General features: G+C 66.4%; 13 protein-coding genes and 1 pseudogene. 5 read left to right on the forward strand and 9 right to left on the reverse strand.

Going from position 1 to position 14608, the window contains the following annotated elements; genetic code table 11:
* Position 1 precedes the first annotated feature (1 nt).
* Genes VZF99_RS12440 through VZF99_RS12450 form a run of 3 tightly spaced genes read right to left on the reverse strand, consistent with a single transcriptional unit; the run spans position 2 to position 2481 of the window.
* Complete coding sequence (locus VZF99_RS12440) at positions 2–880, reverse strand: branched-chain amino acid ABC transporter permease (RefSeq protein ID WP_407334917.1); 879 nt, start codon at positions 878–880, stop codon at positions 2–4.
* Positions 881–921: 41 nt separating this feature from the next.
* A complete protein-coding gene (locus tag VZF99_RS12445; protein WP_407334918.1) occupies positions 922–1626 on the reverse strand; it encodes an ABC transporter ATP-binding protein in 705 nt (234 codons plus the stop codon).
* A 3-nt stretch (positions 1627–1629) separates the two neighbouring features.
* Positions 1630–2481, reverse strand: a complete 852-nt coding sequence (locus VZF99_RS12450; protein WP_407334919.1) for an ABC transporter ATP-binding protein — start codon at positions 2479–2481, stop codon at positions 1630–1632.
* 210 nt (positions 2482–2691) lie between these two features.
* Between VZF99_RS12450 and VZF99_RS12455 the strand changes: the two genes are divergently transcribed.
* Positions 2692–3933: a PucR family transcriptional regulator gene (locus tag VZF99_RS12455; protein WP_407334920.1), complete on the forward strand. Its 1242-nt coding sequence runs from the start codon at positions 2692–2694 to the stop codon at positions 3931–3933.
* A 50-nt stretch (positions 3934–3983) separates the two neighbouring features.
* Here VZF99_RS12455 and VZF99_RS12460 read toward each other — a convergent pair whose 3' ends face one another.
* Both VZF99_RS12460 and VZF99_RS12465 read right to left on the reverse strand, forming a co-directional pair.
* Complete coding sequence (locus VZF99_RS12460; protein ID WP_182642560.1) at positions 3984–5480, reverse strand: long-chain fatty acid--CoA ligase; 1497 nt, start codon at positions 5478–5480, stop codon at positions 3984–3986.
* The gene (locus VZF99_RS12465) at positions 5480–6637 is read right to left on the reverse strand and encodes an acyl-CoA dehydrogenase family protein (protein ID WP_407334921.1); all 1158 of its coding nucleotides are present in this window, start codon (positions 6635–6637) and stop codon (positions 5480–5482) included. Before VZF99_RS12465 ends, VZF99_RS12460 begins: the two co-directional genes overlap by 1 nt.
* A 124-nt stretch (positions 6638–6761) precedes the next feature.
* Between VZF99_RS12465 and VZF99_RS12470 the strand changes: the two genes are divergently transcribed.
* On the forward strand, positions 6762–7391 hold the full coding sequence (locus VZF99_RS12470) for a TetR/AcrR family transcriptional regulator (RefSeq protein ID WP_407334922.1): 630 nt from the start codon (positions 6762–6764) through the stop codon (positions 7389–7391).
* A 773-nt stretch (positions 7392–8164) separates the two neighbouring features.
* Entirely contained in the window at positions 8165–9562 is a 1398-nt protein-coding gene (locus tag VZF99_RS12475; RefSeq protein WP_407334923.1) for a GMC oxidoreductase, read from the forward strand.
* 201 nt (positions 9563–9763) lie between these two features.
* Here the strand turns inward: VZF99_RS12475 and VZF99_RS12480 are convergent, their stop codons facing one another.
* Positions 9764–10171 carry a RidA family protein gene (locus VZF99_RS12480; protein WP_182617271.1) on the reverse strand — a complete coding sequence of 136 codons (408 nt, stop codon included), beginning with the start codon at positions 10169–10171 and terminating at the stop codon, positions 9764–9766.
* A gap of 79 nt (positions 10172–10250) precedes the next feature.
* Here VZF99_RS12480 and VZF99_RS12485 point away from each other — a divergent pair, with 79 nt between their 5' ends.
* Both VZF99_RS12485 and VZF99_RS12490 read left to right on the forward strand, forming a co-directional pair.
* A complete protein-coding gene (locus tag VZF99_RS12485; RefSeq protein WP_407334924.1) occupies positions 10251–10649 on the forward strand; it encodes a winged helix-turn-helix transcriptional regulator in 399 nt (132 codons plus the stop codon).
* Positions 10650–10689: 40 nt separating this feature from the next.
* A pseudogene (locus tag VZF99_RS12490) lies at positions 10690–11115 on the forward strand (GMC oxidoreductase); the annotation flags it as partial.
* Between the two features lie 1357 nt (positions 11116–12472).
* Here VZF99_RS12490 and VZF99_RS12495 read toward each other — a convergent pair.
* From VZF99_RS12495 to VZF99_RS12505, 3 genes are read right to left on the reverse strand one after another with little or no spacing between them, the layout of a single operon-like run.
* Positions 12473–13267, reverse strand: coding sequence for a formyltransferase family protein (locus tag VZF99_RS12495; RefSeq protein ID WP_407334925.1), 795 nt, complete (start codon positions 13265–13267; stop codon positions 12473–12475).
* Between the two features lie 51 nt (positions 13268–13318).
* Positions 13319–13984, reverse strand: a complete 666-nt coding sequence (locus VZF99_RS12500) for a sugar transferase (protein WP_407334926.1) — start codon at positions 13982–13984, stop codon at positions 13319–13321.
* Positions 13893–14588 (reverse strand): PIG-L deacetylase family protein, encoded by a 696-nt coding sequence (locus VZF99_RS12505; protein ID WP_407334927.1) that lies wholly within the window; start codon positions 14586–14588, stop codon positions 13893–13895. The genes VZF99_RS12500 and VZF99_RS12505 overlap by 92 nt, the downstream gene beginning before the upstream one ends.
* Between the last annotated feature and the right edge of the window lie 20 nt (positions 14589–14608).

Genomic DNA, 14608 nt, shown 5'->3' on the forward strand with positions numbered 1-14608 from the left:
GTCAGACCCTCCTCGTGGCGGTGCGGGAGAAGATGCCGTCCGGCTTGAGCAGCAGGACGACGATGAGGACCGCGAAGGCGGTGAGCGGTAGCAGCTGACTGCCCACGTAGCCGGCCACGATGCTGAACACGATGCCCAGGGCGAGGCCACCGACCACGGAGCCGACGGCGCTGTCGAGTCCGCCGATCACCGCGGCGGCGAAGCCGTAGACGACGACGGCGTCCATATAGGCGGGGTGGATGAAGTTGCCGCCCGCGATGAGCACTCCCGAGAGTGCGCCGACCGTGCCGGCCAGTGCCCAACCGAGGGTGAGCATCCGCCCGACCCGCACTCCCAGCAGCCGGGCGATCTCCTGATTGAAGGCGGAGGCGCGCATCTTCAGACCGAGCGTGGTGCGCTGGAAGAGGAACAGGAGCACAACCATGACGGTGAGCACGGAGATGATCGTGTAGATCCCGAAGCCCGTCAGTGCGAAGGTCTGCTCGCCTACCTGGAAGCCCCGCATCCCGAAGGGCGCGGGGAAGGAGCGGAAGTCCGACCCGAAGACGATCGCCGCGAGAGCATGCAGTGCGGTGAAGAGGCCGAGGGTGAGGATGACGGCGTTGATGGGGGATTTGCCCTCCACGGGACGCACGATCACGCGCTCCACGACGGCCCCCAGCACGAAGCCGGAGACCAGGGCCACCGCCAGGGCGAGCCAGTACGAGCCCCCCGCATCGATCACGGTCAGGGCGATGAAGGTGGAGACCATGGCCATGGGGGCCTGGGCGAAGTTGATGATCCGGGTCGCGCGGTAGATGAGGACCAGCGCGAGCGCGAAGGCCGCGTAGATCATCCCGAGCGACAATCCGTTCAGCACGATGTTCACGAACTGGTGCACGTGAGGCTCCTGTCTTTCATGGTCGCTTCCGGCACGCCCGGTCAGAAACCGAGGTAGGCGTGGCGGAGGGTGCTGTCGGCGGCGAGGGCGGAGGCGTCGTCCTGAACCACGACGGAGCCGAGGTTGAGGACCACCCCGTGGTCGGCGATGGAGAGCGCGGAGCGGGCGTTCTGCTCGACCAGCAGGACGGTGAGCCCCTCCTCGACGGACAGCTGGCGCAGGGTCGCGAAGATCTGGGCGACGACGCGCGGCGCGAGCCCGAGCGATGGTTCGTCGAGCAGGAGCATCTTCGGGGTGGCCATCAGGGCGCGCCCGATGACGAGCATCTGACGCTCGCCTCCGGACAGGACGAGCGCCTGGGCGTCTCTGCGGTCGCTCAGCACGGGGAACATCCGGTAAATGCGCTCGATGTCCGCGGGCTTCGACCGGTCAGCGCGTCCCATCCCGCCGAGCCGGAGGTTTTCATCGACGGTCAGCTCCGTGATGACGCCGCGGCCCTCGGGGACCTGTGAGAGCCCACGCGGGGGCATGGCCTCGACCGGAAGCCTCGTGATGTCCTCTCCGTCCAGGGTGATCCGTCCGGATCGGGCGCGCACGAGCCCGGATATGGTGCGCAGAAGCGTCGTCTTGCCGGCGCCGTTGGCGCCGAGCACGGCGGTGATCCGGCCGCTCTCGGCAGTGAAGCCGACATCCCGCAGCGCGGTCGCGGGGCCATAGTCGACTGTGAGGTCCTCGATGGTCAGCACTGCTCACTCACCGTCCTCTGGGGAGGATCCGGCGGCGTCCTCGTCTCCGACCGTCTCGCCCAGGTAGGCGGCGACGACGGCCGGGTCGTTCTGGACCTCCGCCGGGGTGCCGCGGGCGATCCGGCGGCCGAAGTCGAGCACGACGATCTCGTCGCACACGGCCATCACGAGGTCCATGTGGTGCTCGACGAGCATCACGGCCATCCGGTCGCTGAGTGCGCGGATGAGGTCGCCCAGCTCGTCCATCTCAGCGTTGGATAACCCGGAGGCGGGTTCGTCGAGTAGCAGCAACTCCGGTTCGACCGCGACCGCGCGGGCCAGCGCGACGCGCTTACAGATGGCATAGGGAAGCGACGACGGGAGCCGGTCGGCGTGGGCGTCGATCCCCAGTTCCTCGAGAATGCTCATGGCCCGTTCGCGCAGGGCCAGTTCCTCGCGGCTGCTGCGGCCGACGCCGAGCAGCCCCGCGAAGAACCCGGACCGGGCGTGCCGGTCCAGCCCGACCATGACGTTCTCGAGTACGGAGATGTTCTCGAACAGGCCCAGGCCCTGCAGTGTGCGGGAGATGCCGAGCCCTGCCAATTGATGTGGGCGGAGGCGGGCGAGCGGCTCCCCCTTCCAGGACAGCGATCCCTCCTTCGGCTGGATGAAACCGCAGGCGACATTGAACAGGGTGGTCTTGCCGGCGCCGTTGGGGCCGATGACGCCCTGCACTGTCCGGGGTCGCACGTCGAGAGAGACGCCGCTGAGGGCGCGGATCCCGCCGAAGCGCACGTCGATGTCGCTCATGCTGAACAGCGGGTCATGGGTTGCGGTCTGGGGGATGTCCGGTTCGACGATCCTGGCGGTGTTCAATCGGCACTCCTGGTCGTTCGTGGTTCGCCCGGGGGGCCCGTCCGAGCGCTCGTTCTGTACGGCGCGAGGGACGCCGCGCCCCAGTATGTGTTGCAGATCACACGGGCACTATGGGCGCCGAGCACAAGAAAGTTTGAGCATCCGGTGCGTGAGCGGCCCGAATGGCCGTCTTACCTGTGCGCCGCGTGACATTCTGGAAAAATGGACGGGATGACGACGGATGCTCTCGCCGAGTCGGGACGTGGGGATCGACTCCAGGCGGCGTGGGCCGAGATGTTGGAGGATTCCGACCGCATCGCGGACGAGATCTCCGCCACGATGGTCGCCAAGGACTCGGGCTCCGGCTGGTCGACCCCGGAGTTGCGGGCCGTGCTGCGGCGCAGCATCCGCGAGCACGTCAGGCGGGGACTGAAGCGGCTCGGTGGCCAGGTCGACGACGCGGGCCGCGAGGTCAGGGTTGCCGACGTGTGGCGGGCGACGGGCATCGAGCGGGCGCGCCAGGGCGTACCTCTGGAGGCGGTGCTGTCCGCGTACACCACCGGAAACCTGGCCCTGTGGGAGGCCATGACCGAGCGTGTGCGACAGGGTCGGGCCGACGTCTCCACCGGGGAACTGTTGGCCGCGGGCCGCCGGCTGTGGAGGGACCTCGGGATCCAGAGCGAGGTGATGAGCGAGGCCTACCGCCGTGAGGTGGCCAGGCAGGAGCTGCGGGACCTGCGTCGGCAGGAGAACTACCTCGCCGGCCTGCTCGAGGGCCGGGCCTCGAGTCCGGAGTTCGCCACGCAGGCCGAGGAGATACTGGGCATCCGCCCCAACGTCCCCCTCGCGTGCGTCGTCGCGATCCTGGAGGACACGCACAGCGAACCCCTGCGCCACCCCGAGGACCGCGTCGAGCGGATGGGCGGGACCTCCCGGTGGGGCGTGCGCGACGGCGCCCTCTACGGCGTGGTCACTCTCCAGGGCGTCGACGAGGCGTGGCTGACCGATGTGCTCCGCCCGGCGGTCGCGGGCCGGGTCGGCGTGGCCCTAGCGCGCCACGGTATGGCGGGGACCGCCGCCGCGTTCCGGCTCGCGGCGCGCGCGGCGGCCACGCTCCCGGCGGGCGAGCAGCGTCTCGTGTGGGCCTCGGCCCGGCTGCCGGAGCTACTGATCGAGACGAGCCCCGAGGTCGGGGCGATGATCGAGGAACAGGTGCTCGGCCCTGTCCTGGCGTTGCCGGACCACCAGCGCACGACGCTACTGGAGACCCTCCGGGCCCTGCTGCGCCACGGTGGCTCGGCGACGTCCGCGGCCGGGGAACTGTTCTGCCACCGGAACACCGTGATGTATCGCAGCCGTCAGCTGGTGGGGTTGACCGGCTGCGACCTGCAGGAGCCGCGCGGCAGGCTGTTGCTCGAGCTCGCTGTTATCGCCCATGACCTCGCGGTGGCCTCCGGCAGGGGTGTGGCCTGACGCCCGGTGCGCTGCCGGCGATCCCGGTTCACCGGCATCGCACCACGAGGTCAGTGGGCGAACTGGGCCCGCAGCTCCCGCTTGAGGATCTTCTGGGAGGGCCCCATCGGGAGTTCCGGGAGTAGATGGATCACCCGGGGGTACTTGTGGTGGGCCAGGTGCTCCCTGGCCCAGGCGACGAACTGGTCTGAGTCGACGTCGCTGCCGGGTTTCGGGACGATGGCGGCGCAGACCTCCTCGCCCCGCTCGGGATCGGGGATACCGATGACGGCGACCTGGTCGACACTCGGATGACGGGCGAGCACCTCCTCGACCTCGCGCGGGTACACGTTGAAGCCGCTACGGATGATGAGGTCCTTACGCCGGTCGACCACGCTGACGAACCCCTCGTGGTCCTTGGTTCCGATGTCGCCGGTGCGGAACCAGCCGTCGACCATGACCTCGGCGGTGGCGTCGGGGCGGTCGAGGTAGCCGGCGAAGACGTTGTGCCCGCGGACGACGATCTCTCCGAGCTCTCCGGGCGGCAGCGGCTCGACGCGATCAAAGATGGTCGGATCGGTGATCTCGACCTCGACCCCCCAGATCGCGTGGCCCACCGTGCCCGGCCGGGTACCGAAGATCTTCTGGTTCAACGCACAGGTCGGGGACGTCTCCGAGAGCCCGTAGCCCTCGTAGACGGGGGTGTCGAAGACCTTCTCGACCTCCTCCAGAACGGCCACCGGCATCGCTGCGCCGCCCGAGGTGCACGACTTCAGCCGCGGCAGCTCGGCGGCTGCGTCGACAGCCCGGAGCAGCTGGATGAACATCGTCGGGACGCCGAGGAAACGGGTCACCCGCTCGCGCACCATGATCTCCAGCGCCGCGGCGGCGTCGAAGCGCGGCTGGAGGACCAGCGTGCAGCCGACGCGGAACGTCGCGCCCATCACGGCGCTCTGCCCGAAGATGTGGAAGAGCGGCAGAGCTCCCATGACGACGTCATCCGGGGACAGCCCGTTGCCGTCGAAGGCGTTGGTGGTCGCGTTCATCACCAGGTTGAGGTGGGTGAGCATGGCGCCCTTCGGCGCTCCCGTGGTGCCGCTGGTGTAGAAGATGACGGCGAGGTCCTCGGCCTGCCGCGTGACGAAGGTCTGCAGGGGCTCGCCTGCCCCGTCGAGCTCGTCGACGTCGTATGCCGCGGCACCGGTCTCCCGCGCGACGCCGGCCGCGGTGGCGGCGAGTGCCGCATGGTAGACGACCACGTCGGCACCGGAGTCGCGCACCAGGTGGGCGGCTTCGCGTTCCGTGAGGAGCGTCGGCACCGGCACCACGACCGCGCCGGCGGCCAGGATTCCGAAGTAGGCCCGCACGAAGCCGATCACGTTCGGGGCGAGCAGGGCCACGCGGTCACCGGGACGGACGCCCCGGTCCGCGAGGGCCGCCGCGACGCCTCGGGCGCCACGCCACAGCTCCGCGTACGTGAGGCGGGTAGTCCCCTCGATGAGCGCGACATGGTCGGGTCGGCGACGGGCGGGTTCGGCGAGGACGGAGGCAAGGGAGAGCGCCGTCATCACAGCCCCATGTCCTTGGCGATGATGGTCTTCATGACCTCGTTGGTGCCGCCGTAGATGCGGTTGACGCGGTTGTCGGAGTACAGGCGTGCGATGGGGTACTCGTTCATGAAGCCGTAGCCGCCGTGCAGTTGCAGGCAGCGGTCGACGACCTCGGCCGCCACCTCGGTGCAGAACAGCTTGGCCGAGGCGGCCTCGGCGGCTGTGAGCTCGCCGGCGTCCAGCGCTTCCAGGGCCCGGTCGGCGACGGCCTGGGCGGCGTCGACCTTCGCCTGGCACGCGGCGAGTTCGAACTTGGTGTTCTGGAACGAGGCGACCGACTTGCCGAACACCTCGCGCTGTTGCGTGTACTCCTTGGCGAAGCGCACGGCGGCAGCGGCCTGGGCGTAGGCGCCGTAGGCGATGCCCCAGCGCTCGGAGGGCAGGTTCTGGCCGAGGTAGTAGAAGCCGCGGTTCTCCTCTCCGAGCAGGTCCTCGACGGGCACCTTCACGTCGGTGAACGACAGCTCGGCGGTGTCCGAGGTGCGCAGGCCCACCTTGTCGAGCTTGCGGCCGACGGCGTAGCCCTCCGAGTGGGTGTTCACGGCGAGCAGCGAGATGCCGAACCGGCGATCGTCCTCGCGCGGCGGTGCGGTGCGGCACGCCACGATGACGCGGTCGGCGTGGACGCCGCCGGTGATGAAGGTCTTGGCGCCGTTGAGGACGTAGTGGGTGCCGTCCTCGGACAGCTTGGCGGTGCTCTTCATGCCCGCTAGGTCCGAGCCGGTACCCGGCTCGGTCATGGCCAGGGCCCACATCTCCTCGCCGGCGACGAACTTCGGCAGGTAGCGCTGCTTCTGCTCGTCGGTCGCGAACATCTTGAGGTAGGGCAGCGCGAGCAGCACGTGCACACCGGAGCCACCGAACGAGACGCCGGCACGCATGGTCTCCTCGTACTGGATGGCCTCGAACTTGTGCGACTCGAGCCCGGCGCCGCCGTACTCCTCGGGCACGTTGATGCCGAACAGTCCCAGGTCGGCGAGTTTGTAGTAGAACTCGCGCGGCACGATGCCGGCGTCGAACCACTCCTGGAAGTTCGGGACGACCTCGGCCTCGATGAAGCCTCGGAGGGTCTGGCGGAACGACTCGTGATCGTCGTCGAAAACGGTCCGGAGCATTGATTCCTCTCTTCCTGCCCGCGCCGTGCGGAGGGGCGGGCGCACAAACCAAACGGCGTTCGATTAAGGCCGACGGTACAGTAATGTGCTCTGGATCACCGAGAAAAATTCGAAGGAGAGGGTGATGGGCCGACCGCACGTGGCGAAACTCGACCAGCCACGTATCCGCGCGGCCGCGCTCGCCCTCGTCGACGCCGAGGGGCTCGAGGGCATGAGCATGCGCCGGTTGGCTGCCGCGCTCGACGTCACGCCGGCCTCGTTGTACTTCCACTACGCGACCAAGGACGAGTTGCTCGACGCGGTCGCGGCCGAGGTGCTCGCCGACGTCGATACCTCCGGGTTCGACCTGGGATGGGAGGCCGGGCTCCGGTCGTGGACGCGCTCGTTGCGCGCGGCGCTCGCCGCTCATCCGCGGCTGGTGTCGGTGATCTCTCCGTCACCGGGGCGCCGGGCGGACTCGTTGCAGCGGGCGGAGGCGGTGCACGGCGGGTTGGTCGAGAACGGCTGGCCGCCTCGGGAAGCGACCATGATCGGTGCTGCGGGCAGGTACCTGGTGTTCGGTGCAGCGATGGGGTCGTTCGCATTGGGCTTCGCCGCCGACCCGCAGGTGTACGCCGACCGCTACCCGCACCTGGAATCGGCGCACAAGCTCGCCGACCGTGCCGCACAGATCGACCACGACAGTTTCGAGTTCGCACTCGACAACTTCGTCGTCGGCCTGCGCGAACGTTTCGAGCACGTAGCCGTGTCGTGACGCCGGGGGCCCGATCGCCTCGGGTCGGAGTGAGGCTCTGACCCCAGGAACGGATGACGAGGCTCTCGATCGAGAGGGCGCGCCCCGGCCTCACTCCTCACGCAGACAGAACGGATGCCTCACCGGGTCGAGGCACACCACGAAGCGCCCGTCGGGGCTGGGCTGGTGATCGTGCCGCCGCGCTCCGGCGGCGGAAGTTGGGGCGCTCCCCCGGTGCGCTCTGGGAATCGGCGACGACGACGAGGGCCCGCCGCCACTCGAACCGTTCCGCAGCCACCGGGCAAGGCTTATGAACTTGGACTTATCACGCTAACCGCCCCATCAGGCCGACCGTCCACCCCGGCAGTGCCGCGAGAACTGAAGTTCGCACACCCTTTAGCTGCGAAAACAATCCCGGCTCGATCCCCAACCGCAACAACGAACGTTCATCCGATTCCAACCGGTAACCAACCTGGCAGCCCGTATACATCATCCGAGCGCGCCTCCCGACGCCCGGCACACTGCCGAACCGTCCCCCAGAGGCCTCAGGAGTCCCATGTCCTCGAATCTCTCGCTGTCCCGTCGTCGCTTCCTCGCGAGCACCGGGCTGGCGACCGGCGCTGCAGCAGCTGCATCGCTGGTGTCGTCGTCGTCCTCGTCTGCCGCCCCGCTCCCCCACCGCGCGCTGGCCGACGACGACCGTCTCCCCGCCCTGGTGATCGGCAGCGGTTACGGCGGCGCCGCTAACTGCGCTGCGCCTGACCCAGGCGGGGATCGCGACCCACATCGTGGAAATGGGCCGCAGCTGGGACACGCCGGGCCCGGACGGCAAGATCTTCTCGGGGATGCTCAATCCGGACAAGCGCTCCACCTGGCTCTCGGACACCACCAGCCAGCCGGTCAGCAACTTCATGGGCTTCGGTATCGACAAGAAGGTGGAGCACTATGTCGGGGTCCTCGACGCCGAGAAGTTCTCAGGGGTCAAGGTGTACCAGGGCCGCGGCGTGGGCGGCGGCTCCCTGGTCAACGGCGGAATGGCCGTCACGCCCAAGCGCAGCCACTTCGAGCACATCCTCCCGAACATCGATGCGGCCCAGATGTACGGCACCTACTTCCCGCGCGCGAACGCCGCCCTCGGGGTGAACGACATCAACCAGGCGTGGTTCGAGTCGAGCCCGTGGTACCAGTTCGCCCGCGTGGGCCGGAAGACCGCGCACCGCTCCGGGTTCGCCACGACCTTCGTGCCCAACGTCTACGACTTCGACTACATGAAGCGCGAGGCGGCGGGCACCGCGCAGGCCTCGGCGCTCGGCGGTGAGGTGATCTACGGCAACAACGCGGGCAAGAAGTCGCTGGACAAGACCTACCTCGCCCAGGCCGCCGCCACCGGCCGGCTCACCATCTCGCCGCTGCACCGGGTCACGGCAGTCGCCCCGGCCACCGGGGGCGGGTACCGGGTGACGATCGAGCAGATCGACGAGCAGGGCGCGGTGATCGCCACCAAGAACGTCACGGCCGACCGGGTGTTCTTCGCCGCCGGCAGCATCGGGACCAGCAAGCTGCTCGTGTCGATGAAGGCGCAGGGCCTCCTGCCCAACCTGTCCACCCAGGTGGGCGAGGGCTGGGGCAACAACGGCAACGTCATGGTCGGGCGCGCGAACCACATGTGGGACGCCACCGGCTCCAAGCAGTCGACCATCCCCACCCTCGGGATCGACAACTGGGCCGATCCCACCGCGTCGATCTTCGCCGAGATCGCTCCCCTGCCGACCGGGCTGGAGACCTACGTGAGCCTGTACCTGTCGATCGCCAACAACCCCGAGCGGGCCCGCTTCCAGTTTAACTCCGCCACCGGCAAGGTGGACCTGACCTGGAGCGTGTCCCAGAACCAGCCGGGCATCGCCATGGCCAAGAGGGTCTTCGACAAGATCAACAAGAAGGAAGGCACCATCTACCGCACCGACCTGTTCGGCGTGTACAAGACCTGGGGCGACGACTTCACCTACCACCCCCTGGGCGGCTGCCTGCTCGGCAAGGCCACCGACAACCACGGACGCCTCCACGAATACCCCGGCCTCTACGTGGTGGACGGCTCCCTCGTCCCCGGCAACGTGGGCGTCAACCCGTTTGTCACCATCACCGCGCTGGCCGAGCGGAACATGGATGCGATCATTGCGGGCGACCTGCAGTAGGTCGCGCTGCCGGCCCCGCGCGCGTCGGGGCCACGGGCCGGATCCCCCGTGGGGGTCCGGCCCGTGCGGCGTTGTGTGGGGTGCGGGCACGAGAAACGGACGACGACGACGACGACAAAGCCGGCTCCTCTCCTCGTAGTCGCCTGCTCGACGCGCTGATGAGCGGATCAAGAACGCACCGCCCCGCGAGCCCACTCTTCCCTAGTCCAGAACCGCGGTCGCCTCGATCTCCACCAGCACCTCGGGCTCGAAGAGCATCTGGACTCCGATGAGCGAGGCCGGCGGCATCGGCAGTGACAGGCCGATCTCGGGGGCGACCGCCTCGACGCCGGCCATGAACTCGCCGATCTTCTCCGGCTGCCATTGCGTCACGTAGACGGTCAGCCTCACGACGTTCGCAAACGTCGCGCCGGCGCCGTCAAGCGCGCGGGCCACGTTGCGCAGCGCCTGCGCGACCTGGCCGGCGAGATCGGTGGGGATCGGCGCGCCGTCGGGCATGTGCGCGACCTGTCCGGCTACGTACACGTGGCGGGCCCCGGTGGCGGTGGCAACGTGGTGGTAAGGGGCGCCGGGCAGCAGGCCGGCGGGGCTGGTCAGGGTGACGGTCATGGTTCTCCAGAGGTCGGGAGCGAGTAGGTATCCATTGTCTACTTGGTCACCGGAGGTCACTTCAACGAAACTAGGTGCCATGCCTGATACTCCGCAGCCCGATTCACTCCCTTCACGCGAACACGACATCCTGGTCACCGAGGCCCACCGGGAGCTGCTCGGGCAGGTCCTGGACAAGTGGTCGTTGGCCGTGATGAACGAGCTGTGCGAGTCGCCGTGTCGCTTCAACGAGCTACGCCGTGCAATCCCGGCCGTCTCGCAGAAGTCGCTGTCCGCCACCCTCCGGCGCCTCGAGCGCAACGGGCTGATCGAGCGTCGGTTGCTCAGCAGCCGGCCGATCACGGTGGAGTACCGGATCACGCCGCTCGGCAAGACGGCGCGCGAGCCGATCGACGCCTTGCTCGGGTGGGCCTCGGCGCACCTGCAGGAAATCGAGCGCGCTCGCAAACTGTTCGACGCCGAGCCCGCCCACGACTGACCGGGCCCCGGCCGGGGTTGACGGCCGGGGCTCATGCCGGCCGGCCGGGCTCGAGACCTACGTGAGCTTGTACCTGGCGATCGCGAACAACCCCGAGCGGGCCCGCTTCCAGTTCAACTCCGCCACTGGCAAGGTCGACCTGACCTGGAGCGTGTCCCAGAACCAGCCGGGCATCGCCATGGCCAAGAGGGTCTTCGACAAGATCAACAAGAAAGAAGGCACCATCTACCGCACCGACATCTTCGGGGTCTACAAGACCTGGGGCGACGACTTCACTTACCACCCCCTGGGCGGCTGCCTGCTCTGCAAGGCCACCGACAACCACGGGCGCCTTCACGAGTACCCCGGCCTCTACGTCGTGGACGGGTCCCTCGTCCCGGGCAACGTGGGCGTCAACCCCTTCGTCACCATCACCGCGCTCGCGGAGCGGAACATGGACGCGATCGTCGCCAGCGATCTGCAGTAGTCGCTGCGGGCCCGATACGGGCGAGCGACGCTGCGCGGGCCGGATCCCCACCGGGGTCCGGCCCTTGTCGAAGATGGCGACGTGGCCGTCGCGCCCCCGCCAGTGGGCGCGGCTTCGACGGTGCGTAGCGGATCGGCCGTGGCGGAACTCCTCGTCGGGCGGGGCATCGACGACGACAGCGCAATCCGATTCAGCGCTTCGCGCGCAGCAGACAGCCGGCTCCGCCGCGAGCTTCATCCGCCGAGTTGAAACGCTCCCCCGGTGATTCAGGTCAGAGTCGACCGTGCCCAGTCGCTAATTGTCGGAGCCAACTCCCCCGGCGCTTCCGGCAGCGTGTGCCGGGTCTCAGAGATTGCGACCTCCGAGACGATGCCGTCGCTGCCAAAGGATCGACTGGACTACAAGAACGCCGCCGATCAAGGGCGCTCGAGCGCTGATCCAGCCCAGTTGTGAGCGGAAGTTGCTGCGCCGCATGAATGTGGAGAGCAAGCGGCGTGTGGCCGTGGTCTGTGTGCGGGCGAAGCATGGGGCGGTGCAGACGTTGCGGGGACCGGGATCGCTGACGGGCAGGGCACGGCGAGCCCGCCAACGCGACCGCATGAGCAGTGGCCGGCCGATCAGTCGCCTCCGGGCGGGGTGGATCCGTCCGGGGTCACGGGCCCGGGCGACGCGTCCACGGCTCATCGTCTGACAGGTTCGCCGGTGCTGCGGTTCAGCAACTCCGTGCGACCGTCAGAGCCTTGACCCATGCTGCCGATTGGTAGGTCCACTGATGCGCCAGCTGGGCGAATGTAAGGTCAACCGAGTGCACACGAACTGAAATTTCCCCGGGATAGCACCGAGCGAGGATTGTTCGCGCCCGAGCGACATGCTCGAGACTCGACGCGAACACAAGAATAGATTGGATATCGTACTTGTCAGCTAAATGTGCGATCGCACGTGACTCGCCCTGAGTGGTGTAGGGATCAGGCTCGAAACACACTACCTCCACACCTTTGAGAGGCGAGCAGGCAATATCAGCACCAGGATCATCTTGGCCTGGAGTAGACACGATCAGGTAACTAGCGGCCCCTCGAATAGCCGCGTCCCTCGATGCCTCATAGTTCACCGCCGGGCCGCCCGCAAGCTGCACCACCGCGTCCACTCGATGCGGCGTCGCGTCTAGGCTAGGAGACACTACGAACATAACCTCAGCCAATGTCACCCCTGCAACAGCTATTATTGCCGTGAGGCTGAGAACACGGAGCAAGTTACGCCTCTGGATCCTCCGCGACGACATGCTGACCAACTAAAGCCTCTCCCACAAAAGAGACGTCGGGACTTTACTTCTCGCCATTCCAAAGCTATTCGAAATAACCTATCCCACGTCCTCTCGCTCCGCGACAGTGCAGCTGTATTTTCCATCCGCCATGTTAAGCACGAGCGGGGCGCCAGGGCGCTGACCTGGCACCCCTTCCCACACACGCCACCTGACGCCGTCCTCATCCCAAAACGCGCCTGGATACGGCCGAGTGACCCCGCGCACGAGACGGTCTACCTCTCCCACCGTCATCGCCGGATGAATAGCTCCGTCTTCGGGTTTACGCCCAGGCCATTCAGTGGCTTGCGCTTCATCTTGGGGGGCCGGCGCACAGTTGCCGGATTCCAAAAGAGGCCAAGCGACACGCATAAGTTCGCGATGGGCACCCTGAACACGATTGTAAAGTGACCCTGCGTCCTCCCGACCAGCAATCGGCAGTTCGACTTGAGCGATCAGTGGCCCAGTGTCGACACCCTCATCAAGAACAAACATCGTCACGCCCGTTCTGTCGAGCCCCTTAATGATTGCCCACGGCACCGCCGCCCGGCCGCGCCCCTCAGGAAGCAGGGTCGGGTGCATCCCGAGTACGCCATACCTTGTTGACGCCAGAACTTCGCTATTTGCGATCTGCGACCAACCGATAATGAAGAGCCAGTCCAAATCTGCACTTCGAATTGCTTCAATCGAATCCGCGTCATTAATGTGATTGATTTTAAACAATGGAACACTATGACGTTCGGAGATACCATCGAGGTAAATGCGTCCTGACTTGTCCTTAGCCTTCTCGTCATGCAAAGTAATCAAAAGATCAAGATGCCCGCCGAGTTCATAAATCTCTTCAATGCAGGCCATCCCAAGTTCGACACATGTAACAAATCCGTATCGCATCGCTATTGACCTTCCTTAGTATTTCGGCGGCGGCTTCAGCAGGTATACAAAAGTTCGCAGAATAATCTCTAAGTCCTTCCGGAATGAGATGTTTTTTGCATACTCTCCGTCGTATCGCGCCTTTTCTAGGGGATCCATTCCATCGAACGAGTTCACTTGCGCCCACCCCGTCAGGCCGGGGGACAAGCGAAGAGCCCCGCTTGAATAACGAGCACCAATGACGTCAGCCTGCGAAGGAAGCGGGGGCCTGGGCCCAACCACTGACATGTCGCCCTTGACGATATTGAAGAGCTGCGGAAGCTCATCCAAGTTCGTCCGGCGGATCAACTTCCCAACCCTGGTCACTGACGGCGCAGCCATCTCCCCTGACGGCACGTTCGCCGTCCCGACCTCCATGCTGCGAAATTTGTAAATTGCGAAACTTGCCCCATCTCGCCCGGCACGTTCCTGCACGAAAAGCGCGGGACCTCTATCCTCAAGCTTTATGGCTGCGCCGACCGCAGCCAATATCGGAGAGAGCACAGCGACGGCAATACTGGCGGCAGCGACATCAAAGATCCGCTTCCCCGACTCCTCATACAACCCCACGTCAGAAAACCCCGCCGAGATCGATATGGGCCGCCTGGAATGCTTCGCAGTATCCCGTACCCGCTTGCCCACCGCGCACTGCTGCCATGCCACGGAGCACCTCCTCGGACCGTGGATGAGGGAATGGCCTCATCACAGCGCGATATTTGCCCAGAGCTTCAATTTTCGACTCGAGCCCGCGCTCGCCTATCGGAAAGAAGGTTGTCGGCTCGAACGCTCGACTGGTACCGCCAAACTGCCAGTCAGTCGACGACGCGATCTCCATGAAAAACAAGCCCTTCAGGGGCAGAACTCGGTCACCTCGCTGAAACAGCCGCGCAGCCGCTTGCGTGGCAGCCGAAACCTGACGGTGATCGTCATTCAGGTCATGGGGGTGGTGAGTAAAAATCCACTCCGCAGAATGGCCCTCGAGCGCCTCTTCGATAAATTTCACTAATTCGATATGTGGCTCTGAGTTCATTCGGATATTTGGAAACGGCCCCAATAGCGGATCAGCCATACCGAGCACCGTCGACGCTGCGCGGGTATCCGACAATAATTCGTCATCGGTCGGCCGCCGGTCACGGGCTCCTACCTCACCCGACAAAATGCAGGTTTTCACCGAGTACCCCCGGTCAGCCAAAACTCTTGCGGTACCGCCACACCCAAGAACCTCGTCATCTGGGTGAGCAACGACCACTAACACATTTCCCGACATAGTTCGCCATCTCCAGACAG

Origin of the sequence: Dietzia kunjamensis, from assembly GCF_045689975.1 — a bacterium.
Lineage (GTDB): Bacteria > Actinomycetota > Actinomycetes > Mycobacteriales > Mycobacteriaceae > Dietzia > Dietzia kunjamensis.

Excerpts from the sequence above, each read along its gene's own strand:
- VZF99_RS12455 (WP_407334920.1), top strand. The coding sequence starts at position 2,692 with ATGACGACGGATGCTCTCGCCGAGTCGGGACGTGGGGATCGACTCCAG.
- VZF99_RS12460 (WP_182642560.1), bottom strand. The coding sequence starts at position 5,480 with ATGACGGCGCTCTCCCTTGCCTCCGTCCTCGCCGAACCCGCCCGTCGC.
- VZF99_RS12465 (WP_407334921.1), bottom strand. The coding sequence starts at position 6,637 with ATGCTCCGGACCGTTTTCGACGACGATCACGAGTCGTTCCGCCAGACC.
- VZF99_RS12470 (WP_407334922.1), top strand. The coding sequence starts at position 6,762 with ATGGGCCGACCGCACGTGGCGAAACTCGACCAGCCACGTATCCGCGCG.
- VZF99_RS12475 (WP_407334923.1), top strand. The coding sequence starts at position 8,165 with ATGGGCCGCAGCTGGGACACGCCGGGCCCGGACGGCAAGATCTTCTCG.
- VZF99_RS12480 (WP_182617271.1), bottom strand. The coding sequence starts at position 10,171 with ATGACCGTCACCCTGACCAGCCCCGCCGGCCTGCTGCCCGGCGCCCCT.
- VZF99_RS12485 (WP_407334924.1), top strand. The coding sequence starts at position 10,251 with ATGCCTGATACTCCGCAGCCCGATTCACTCCCTTCACGCGAACACGAC.
- VZF99_RS12495 (WP_407334925.1), bottom strand. The coding sequence starts at position 13,267 with ATGGCCTGCATTGAAGAGATTTATGAACTCGGCGGGCATCTTGATCTT.
- VZF99_RS12505 (WP_407334927.1), bottom strand. The coding sequence starts at position 14,588 with ATGTCGGGAAATGTGTTAGTGGTCGTTGCTCACCCAGATGACGAGGTT.